This window comes from Megasphaera coli (assembly GCF_900095855.1).
Classification (GTDB): domain Bacteria; phylum Bacillota; class Negativicutes; order Veillonellales; family Megasphaeraceae; genus Megasphaera; species Megasphaera massiliensis_A.
Genome location: NZ_FMIY01000002.1, coordinates 1,601,270 through 1,610,000, shown reverse-complemented (window position 1 = coordinate 1,610,000; position 8,731 = coordinate 1,601,270). Strand labels below are relative to the sequence as shown.

Annotated in this window: 10 protein-coding genes; 3 read left to right on the top strand and 7 right to left on the bottom strand. The window is 49.7% G+C overall.

From position 1 onward, the window contains the following. Window positions 1-250 precede the first annotated feature (250 nt). The 3 genes from BQ2674_RS08310 to BQ2674_RS08300 are packed head-to-tail and all read left to right on the top strand — an operon-like array spanning window position 251 to window position 2,464. Window positions 251-1,021 (top strand): basic amino acid ABC transporter substrate-binding protein, encoded by a 771-nt coding sequence (locus tag BQ2674_RS08310; protein ID WP_075573307.1) that lies wholly within the window; start codon window positions 251-253, stop codon window positions 1,019-1,021. A gap of 5 nt (window positions 1,022-1,026) precedes the next feature. Then, window positions 1,027-1,662, top strand: coding sequence for an HAD family hydrolase (locus tag BQ2674_RS08305; protein ID WP_075573306.1), 636 nt, complete (start codon window positions 1,027-1,029; stop codon window positions 1,660-1,662). 13 nt (window positions 1,663-1,675) lie between these two features. After that, window positions 1,676-2,464 carry a basic amino acid ABC transporter substrate-binding protein gene (locus tag BQ2674_RS08300; RefSeq protein WP_075573305.1) on the top strand — a complete coding sequence of 263 codons (789 nt, stop codon included), beginning with the start codon at window positions 1,676-1,678 and terminating at the stop codon, window positions 2,462-2,464. 20 nt (window positions 2,465-2,484) lie between these two features. Here BQ2674_RS08300 and BQ2674_RS08295 read toward each other — a convergent pair whose 3' ends face one another. The 7 genes from BQ2674_RS08295 to BQ2674_RS08265 form a co-directional block, all read right to left on the bottom strand. After that, entirely contained in the window at window positions 2,485-3,669 is a 1,185-nt protein-coding gene (locus BQ2674_RS08295) for a hypothetical protein (RefSeq protein ID WP_075573304.1), read from the bottom strand. 11 nt (window positions 3,670-3,680) lie between these two features. Then, complete coding sequence (whiA, locus tag BQ2674_RS08290; RefSeq protein ID WP_075573303.1) at window positions 3,681-4,598, bottom strand: DNA-binding protein WhiA; 918 nt, start codon at window positions 4,596-4,598, stop codon at window positions 3,681-3,683. An 8-nt stretch (window positions 4,599-4,606) separates the two neighbouring features. Further along, window positions 4,607-5,950: a gluconeogenesis factor YvcK family protein gene (locus BQ2674_RS08285; protein ID WP_075573302.1), complete on the bottom strand. Its 1,344-nt coding sequence runs from the start codon at window positions 5,948-5,950 to the stop codon at window positions 4,607-4,609. A gap of 12 nt (window positions 5,951-5,962) precedes the next feature. Continuing rightward, window positions 5,963-6,871: an RNase adapter RapZ gene (gene rapZ / locus BQ2674_RS08280; protein ID WP_075573301.1), complete on the bottom strand. Its 909-nt coding sequence runs from the start codon at window positions 6,869-6,871 to the stop codon at window positions 5,963-5,965. Between the two features lie 57 nt (window positions 6,872-6,928). Then, entirely contained in the window at window positions 6,929-7,324 is a 396-nt protein-coding gene (locus BQ2674_RS08275) for a hypothetical protein (RefSeq protein WP_235828844.1), read from the bottom strand. Between the two features lie 82 nt (window positions 7,325-7,406). Then, on the bottom strand, window positions 7,407-7,907 hold the full coding sequence (locus BQ2674_RS08270) for a DivIVA domain-containing protein (RefSeq protein ID WP_075573299.1): 501 nt from the start codon (window positions 7,905-7,907) through the stop codon (window positions 7,407-7,409). A 29-nt stretch (window positions 7,908-7,936) separates the two neighbouring features. After that, window positions 7,937-8,722, bottom strand: coding sequence for a YlmH family RNA-binding protein (locus tag BQ2674_RS08265; RefSeq protein ID WP_075573298.1), 786 nt, complete (start codon window positions 8,720-8,722; stop codon window positions 7,937-7,939). Window positions 8,723-8,731 lie beyond the last annotated feature (9 nt).

The following is an 8,731-nucleotide window of genomic DNA, read 5'->3' as shown; positions in this document are numbered from 1 at the left end:
AATTTCTTCCCCTTATGTCAAGGCCGGGGTTGCACCCTGTATCTATATCCGAAAAATAAAATTTTTCATTTCTTTATACGAATAATATGTATATTTCCATTTATGTCTTTTTGTTATCTCTACGTTTATTATTCATATTTCGATGTTATTTTATCATATTTATTTTCGAATATTTTTGCGATTCTCTCTTGCTATTTATTTTTATTGGTTGTATAATTATGAAAAAATAATTGATAAGGAGATTGAATCTATGAACAAAAAATTAATTGCACTCGCTCTTGCTTCTATAACAACCGTTTTCGCCCTTTCCGGCTGCGGCACGACGCAGGAAGGCCAACAAAATTCCAAGAACACATTAGTCATCGGCATGGAGCCCACTTTCCCACCCTTCGAATTTACGGAAAACGACAAGTATATCGGCTTTGATATTGACTACGCTTCGGCTATTGCCGAAAAAATGGGCATGAAACCGGAAGTTAAAAGTCTCGGTTTTGATGCGCTCATTCCGGCATTGCAGAGCGGTCAAATCGACATTATCGCCTCCGGCATGGACGCAACGCCCGAACGAAAAGAGCAGGTCAACTTCACGGATGTGTATTTTAAAGGCGGTTATACGGTCGTGGTTAAAAAAGACAACACAACGATTAACGGCTTTGACGATTTACAGGGCAAGACCGTCGGCGCCCAGGTGGGTACAAAAGGTGTTGATTATGCCCAGGAACACGGCGCAACTGTAAAGCAGTACGATTCCAACAGTCAGGGCTGGATGGAATTGGAAGCCGGCACGTGCGATGCCGTCGTCATTGATAATGCCGTTGCCATGTACTACCTTAAGCAGGGCGGCAGCGATAAGCTCAAAATGGTCGGCGAACCGATTATTTCCTCCGGTATGTCTCTCGCCATCAACAAGGATAATAAGGATTTACAGGAAAAAGTGAATAAGGCTATGGCTGACTTAAAGGCGGACGGAACCTACGCTAAGCTGTATAAAAAATGGTTCGGCACGGAACCGCAAGAGTAAAAATCATGTATAAGGCATATATTTTCGATTTCGACTACACCCTGGCGAACTCGGAAAAAGGTATTGTCATGTGTTTTGAAATGCTCTTTGCCGACGAAGGATACGCGCCCGTTCCGAAAAACAAGATACGTGCCACTATCGGTATGACCATGTACGACGCCATGGCCCTTTTAACAGGTGAAATGAACCCGGTAAAAATTGAAAAGCTCATCAGGCTGTATCGAATACGCTATTCCGACAAGTATATGACCGCAAACACGCATTTATATCCGGATACGGTGCCTACCTTACAGGGCTTGAAAGATAAGAACGCCCTCTGTTGCATCGTTTCCACAAAAACGAGGTCCCGTATTATGGAGACATTAACACGCGAAAGTATCACGGACTTAATCGACTGTATAATCGGTTATGAAGACGTGCAGGCACCAAAGCCTTCTCCCGAAGGAATCAATAAAATAAAGCGACGATATAACTTGGCCAACTCCGATATTCTCTATATCGGTGACAGTCTGATCGACGCGGAAACGGCCCGAAAAGGACACGTCGATTTTGCCGCCGTAACAACGGGTGCAACGCCTTCCGCCGCTTTTGCTTCGGCAGGCTGTCAAACGATTCTGACCAATTTACGGAAATTACTCTAAGGAGGCCCTTATTATGAAAAAAATATATTCAACTCTTTTAGCAACCTGCGCCGTTACACTTTCCCTCTTGGCAGCCGGTTGCGGCACCGGTAACGATACGGCAACCGCCGACAACGGCGCGGACAAGCAAAAGACCCTGATTGTCGGTACGGAGCCGACATTCCCGCCCTTTGAGTTTACGGAAAATGAAAAGGACGTAGGCTTTGATATCGACTTGGCACAAGCCATTTGCGATAAGCTCGGCTACAAGATGGAAGTGAAAAATCTCGGCTTTGATGCCCTCATCCCGGCTTTGCAGAGCGGCCAAATCGATCTCATTGCCGCAGGCATGGATGCAACGCCGGAACGGGCAGAACAGGTCAACTTCACGGATGTGTACTTCAAAGGCGGCTATACGGTCGTCGTCCGAAAGGACAACACGGATATTACGGGGTTTGACTCGCTGAGCGGCAAAACCGTCGGCGCCCAGGTCGGTTCCAAGCCCGTTGAAGTCGCGCAGGAACACGGTGCTACCGTAAAGCAGTACGACACAAACACACAGGGCTGGATGGAACTGGAAGCCGGCACATGCGATGCCGTTGTCATCGATAAAGCGGTTGCCATGTATTACTTGGAACAGGGCGGCAAAGAAAAATTAAAGCTCGTCGGAAATTCCACCGATTCCCGCGGAACCGCTATGGCGACAAGCAAAGATAAGGGGGAACTGACACAGGCAATCAACAAGGCGCTTTCCGAGCTCAAAGCGGACGGCACGTATGCTAAAATCTATAAGAAATGGTTCGGCACGGAACCTAAGATGTAATACTGTAAAAAGGACGCTGCTCAAGGCAGCGTCCTTTTTACATGAATAAGTTTATTTGCTTCTTTTCGTTTTTGTTCTTCCGCCGCCACTTCTTTTATAACTTCTTTACTTACTTTATCGGAAACGAAAATATATTGCACCGGCAGATTGGCCGCTCCCGGCGGCATGAAGTGAAGACGCACGGTTTCACCGGCTTTAAACGTAGTCACATATTCCATGGCATAGGCGTTATTGTAACCCATGCTGTGCCCCTTGCGCGGCAAACCCACGTGTGTTACAAAGTCCGACCCGTCCTTATGGGTGCGAATCACTTCGACGACACCCGAATATTCACCGCCGACGGGATTAAAGTAGAGGTGCACCGCACCGTGTCCGGTTGTTGGGACCTTAACCGTATAGTCGACACCGTAATTGCCTACATTTTCGGATAAACGATTGTCGAGAATGTCCGGCCCTTTTAAGAAAAGATCCGTCCTGCCGTCTGCCAGGCGAATATACGAAATACCGTCTGACGTCGAATAGGGCGTTTGCACCTGCAAGTACCGGTCTTTACCCTTAAAACGGCCGCGCAGCTTCATATCATCGCTGACGATAAGGAAAGCCTTCTTCATAAAAGCCTGCGGATCCGCGTCTGCCGGCATCATGACCGATGCCACTTGCGCCGCTCCGTCGACCGTAAAATCAACGATTCCCGAAAAAAGTTCATCCGGGAGGACGGTTACATCGTTTAACTTCTCATCCAGGAGGACCGTCTCGCCGGCAGGAACCGTAATCTTTCGCCCCTTGCGGCTCTCTTTGTAAAATAATTCCGACAGCTCCCGTCCTACGGCATAATAATCCGTACTCGGCCGACTGTGCCAACTGCCGCGTACGTAAATCTCGACGGGTGTCGCTTCCTTATTGGTGGCGACGACGAGAAATTTTTTCAGGTCCTTTGTCTGATTGACGTGATAAAAGTACATGCGGCTGTCGCCGCGAACAAGGTCACTATATAAAATGCCGTCCCGTTCGGCATACTCGGGACTGTCCGAAAACAGAAGATTGCCCGTATCTTTCGGTTCACGCAAAGCCATGAATTTCATGGGCATGTTCACTAAACGGGCCATAACCTCGGGCGTCTGTAAATCTGCCGCTTGAGCAAAAGAAGCGGTCAAGCAAAATAAAACTGCCCATACGAGACGTATACCGAATTTTTTTCCATACATATTACAAGGTCCTACCTTTCCGCTTGCTTGGCAATTTTCCGTATCTTCTGAAAACGATGGGACAGGCCGGACTTGGTCAAACCGGACAGCTCGGCCAATTCGCTCAGCGTCGCTTCCGGATTTTCCAGGCGCATTTCCGCCGTCTCCCGCAGTTTCGACGTAAGATTTGCGTATCGGCCCGAAGCCTGTATGCTTTCAATATCCCGTATTTGTGCAACTGCAGCATCAACGGTCTTTTGCAAATTTGCCGTTTCGCAGTTAACGACGCGGTTCACGTTATTGCGCATTTCTTTGATGACGCGGACACTTTCAAATTCCATATACGCCCTGTCGGCACCGATATACTGCAAAAAGGAAGATACGCCGTTACCTTCTTTTATGTAAACCAAATACTCGCCCTTGCGGTCCGTCATTTTGGCAGGCAGGCGAAAACGGCGCATAAGTTTCAACAAAAAAGCGGCAAACTCGCCGTCCGGTGTCATGAGTTCCAAATGGTAATCACCGCTCGGCTTATTCACGGAACCGCCGCCCATAAAGGCACCGCGCAAAAAAGCCCGACCGTGCTCATTTTTTTTGAGGCGCATAGAGGAGAAGTCCTGTTTAACCGGATAGACATGTAAAGCTGTTAAAGCGGCCTCCGTCTCACCGGACGGCAACATGCGCAGAATATAATAATTTTTTTTGCGCAGTTTCAAGCCGCGCCGTATGCGGACTTCCGGCACGACGGACGAAATAATTCGCCAACCTGCCAGTGCCCTTCGGGCAACGGCGTTATTGGACGTGCTAAACTCGACTCCCGTCGTGCCGTCAGCGCCGTAAATCACGGTTCCGCCCATGCGCAGCAGAGCGGACAGCTCGGCACGGCGGCTGTCCTTATCGCCGCCTTCGTAATGGGCTATTTCATTCTTCACATCTTCCGCAAAGGACATGGATCATCCTACCGCTTTCTGTTATATCTCTTCAAATAGTAATGCAGCAATTGAGGTGACAAATCACTGCGCATAGCGTTAATCAAGTCAAAGAGCACTGTCGCCAACCGCTTCGGATCGTGCATTGATCCTGTTTCCTTGCTGACCAGATCCGCCAAGATAACCGTTGCCCCGGTCTTACCGGTTTCTTTCTTATCGATACGCACGGGCTGTGAACCGGCTTCAGCATAATGCTGCAGTACGGCCGGATCGATCTCTCCGTTATTGGCCAGGACGAAGTCGATAATGTCCGCACCTGCATGGCGGTTAATAGCCCGCACATGATCGGATACACTGTAGCCGTCCGTCTCACCGGGCTGCGTCATAACATTGCAAATATAAACCTTCTTCGCCTTACTGCGCTTAATGGCCTTGACTATATCGGGAATAAGCAAGTTCGGCACAATGCTCGTATAGAGACTGCCGGGACCCAGGACGATCGCGTCGGCCCGGTCAATGGCCTCAACGGCGGAGTGGACGGCCTGCGGTTCTGCCGGTGTCGTAAAAACGCGTTTAATCTTTCCCTTTACAATCGGAATCTGTGATTCGCCCCGTACAACCGTGCCATCCGTCATTTCCGCGTTAAGGCGAATTGTTTGGGCCGACGAAGGAATGACGTTACCGCGGACTTTGAGAATTTTGCTCGTCGCATCCATGGCGCTTTCCACATCACCCAAGACCTCGATGAGGGCGGCAATGAATAAATTCCCGAAGCTGTGGCCCGACAGGTTGCCGTTGCCGCCGAAACGGTGGGCAAAGAGCTTTTCCATGAGCCCTTCCTTATCAGCCAGAGCGACGAGGCAGTTGCGCAAGTCGCCGGGCGCAATCATATCCAGGTCCTGACGAATCCGACCGGACGAACCGCCGTCATCAGCGACCGTGACGACTGCCGTCAAATTATAGGTTTTGTTTTTCATGCCGCGCAGCAGTACGGAAAGGCCGGTGCCGCCGCCGATAACGACAACTTTCTGTCCTTTCGTAAGCTTCAGATTGTCGAGGATTAAATCACTGAGATTTCCTGATTCATTCGGCATTACGACGGCGATCATCGTGCGTATAAGCCGCCGCGTCGCCCAAATCATGATACCCAAGCCGGCCAAAAGAATGAATATGCCGAAGGAAGCGAGGACCGTATAGTTATAATGACCGGTCACTTCATAGAGCATACGAAAAACCCATTCTTCCAACGCACCGATCCACTCGTAATTAAAGGTTAAAATCAGTCCGAAACTGGTAATCATCATACCGATTCCGAAGAGAAAGAGCCACCGTTTGACATGAACACCCGGGCGCAGCCATCTGAAAAGTTTCATTTTCCTTCTCCTCTACCGTATTTCCCCTTCATATCCGGGAGCATCATGGATGACATCATTTTTATCCATATCTCTATGCTCAATCGTTACGGGAATACGTTGCCCGCGCAAATGCCTGTACATGGCTTCGGCCATCGCCACACTGCGATGCAAACCGCCTGTGCAACCGACAGCTATGATCAGCTGCCCTTTTCCTTCTTTTTTATAATTGGGCAGGAGGAAATCAATAAATGAAAACCACCGCTTTTTAAACTCCGCCGTTACGTCCGACGCGTCAATATACTCACGCACGGCCGGCACTCGTCCCGACGAGTGCCGCAATTCTTCTATATAATAAGGATTCGGCAAGAAGCGAACATCTTCCACGATGTCCGCGTCAATGGGAATACCGAATTTAAAGCCGAAAGAAACAACCGTAACGGACAGACCGTCCCGCTTACCGCGCAAAGCATATTTCTTTTGCAATACTTCTTTTAACTCTTTTGCCGACAGGCCTGTCGTATCAAGCAATACATCGGCATGGCGCCGCAGGGCGGCAAACCGTTCGCGTTCCACTTCAATCCCCTTGCTGATACGCCCCTGCGTAGCAAACGGATGGACACGGCGCATTTCCTTATAACGACTAACCAGCGTCCGTTCCGATGCGTCCATGAACACGACTTCACAGGAAATGCCGTTTTTACGCATATCCGTCAGGGCTTTCTGTAAACCGCCCAGATAAGCGTCATCACCGATATCCGCGCTCACCGCCACATGGCGCACACGCTCACCGCTCTTGGCGCAGAGCGAAGCGATTTCGGGGATGAGCGCAGGCGGAATATTGTCGATACAAAAGTACCCCATATTTTCCAATACCTGCAGGGAATAGCTTTTGCCCGCTCCGGACATGCCCGTAATAATAATCAAATGAAACTGTTCCATGCGATTTCCCCCTATGAACGGTTATCCGTCTACACGTCGAACTGCTTCCTTTTATAATTAATATTTTTTCTTCGTATCGTCCCGCCAATCAAAGGCCACGCCCGCATTGCCCTCTTCTTCCGGGTTCAGTCCCGCATAGGTCAAATCGTCGGCAAATTCCTTTGCCAGGCGGTCAATTTTCTTCTGCTCTTCTGCCGTTCCTCTATTACGGTTGCGCACGGCATTGGCAACCATTTGCACCATTTCATAACGCGTAAGACCGTAAGCGGGATCTGTTTTTTCCGGACCGGCGCCTGTCAGCCCCGCTTTCGTCAGCTCCGTTATATACGCGTATTCCCACGTGTTTTTCTCCACGGCGTCGAAGGGATTGGGAGCATACGGATTATAGGCGCCTGCCGAGCTGCTCCCCGCCATAAAGCAAAGGGCCAGAGCCACAAGTAATTTTCTCATCATCTTCTCCGTCAGTAAAAAATATACTCTCCTGTTGACGCAACCATCTTTACGCCGTCCGGAGAGCATATATACTTCTGTTTATTTAGCCGTTTTCCGCCACTGTTTCCGTTGCCGGTTCCGGCGCTTCCGGTACCGGTTCCTCAAGAGCCATATCGTCGAGAAGACGCAACTGACTTGTCAAAATAGCCTTGCATTTTGCGCGGAACGCATTTACCTGGGCCTTCAGGCTGTCCATTTCCTGCTGCGTCGTCTGCATATTAATCGACGTTTCATCGACCATTTGCTTCTTCTTATTCTCTGCTTCCTGCAAAATCAATTCCGCTTCTTTGCGGGCCGCTACTTTTACATTTTCCGCAGTCTGCTGGGCCAACATGAGCGTGCTGTTCATAGTCGCTTCCATCTTTTCATACTGCGCGAGCTTATCTTGCAGCGATTCGCACCGTTCTTTCAATTCGCAGTATTCCCGGTACACCTTTTCGTAGTCCGTTGCCAGACTTTCCATAAAGGTATCTACGTCTTCTTCGGCATAGCCGCGGAACCCTTTCTTGAATTCTTTATTATGAATATCCATCGGTGTTAACATGACAACTTCCTCCTAACTGACAGCAAACGTTACATATATCGCTTTAAGAGAATACCTGTACGCCCCTTGCGCGATGTTCCCGTAATCTCTACCAATTCCATCCTGCCTTTGCCGCGCAGGGAAATAACCGCCCCTGCGCCGACTTCCTGAGCCGGTCCTTTGGCAGGCTGCCAATTGACCCGGACGCGTTCGCCCTTAATGGCTTCAGCCGCCTTCGTGCGGGATATGCCGAACCCCGAAGAAACAACGGCGTCCAGTCTCAATGAAGCGACAGTCGTCTTGATTTCTTTTACTTTTTCCTGCCGCGGCGGGATGGACGTAAGCGGTACTTCCGAAACCGTAACGGAAACCATGGCTATCTTTTCCAAATGTTGCTGCAAGTAAGGAAAAAGAGCCGTATCCGTCAAAATTACGGCACCGTCTTCATGCATGATAATATCGCCGAAACGGCTGCGGTCAATGCCCAGACTCATGAGAGCTCCCAATACGTCGCGATGTCCCAAGAGCCGATACCGCGCGTCCCACGTAATCCGGCATGCCGTAATATCCGTCGGTACGGGGCCGTCATAATCGTCGCGCACAAAACAGAGCTTCACCCGCTCGGCCCCTTTATAACCGCCGTCCGTCCGCAAGAACAAGGACGACACATGAGCGTTTATGGTTTCGCCTATTTGCACGGCGCCGGGCGTTACAAACTCACTTACAGTATAAGGCCGCCCTTTGACGGCACTGTCGGCCAAGTCAATCAGGCGCGCCGCCAAGGCCCCGTTATCGCCGCTTTTATAATATCGAATAATACTGTCCCGATTTTTCACCAAAGCTTC